Source organism: Monashia sp. HAY1-2A (genome assembly GCF_056755315.1).
Genome location: NZ_JBNDHY010000625.1, coordinates 1 through 248, shown reverse-complemented (window position 1 = coordinate 248; position 248 = coordinate 1). Strand labels below are relative to the sequence as shown.

Annotated in this window: 1 protein-coding gene; it reads right to left on the bottom strand. The window is 59.3% G+C overall.

Going from position 1 to position 248, the window contains the following annotated elements; all coding sequences use genetic code 11:
• Positions 1–188, bottom strand: a 188-nt coding sequence (locus ACPYOM_RS23300) for a hypothetical protein (protein ID WP_481347790.1), incomplete at its 3' end; no start/stop codon positions are given.
• Positions 189–248: the final 60 nt, after the last annotated feature.

The window sequence follows — 248 nt, the reverse complement described above, 5'->3', positions numbered from 1 at the left end:
AGGCTGCCTACTTGCGTGCCAAGGCCCAGGGCTTCGGCTCCTCGAACAGTTGCCATTTCCAGGAAATAGCGCATCGGCACTCCCACCGATTCGATGAGCTCACCGCGCGCGACGGTATCAGCATGCAGGGCTCCCCGTGTGACAGCGAGGGACAGCCGGATCATCCCGAAAAGGTCGCCGTTGATCAAGGGGGCAAAGTCAGCTCCGAAACCTGTTTTCAGGCCTTTCTGAAACGCCCTGTGAAGTAC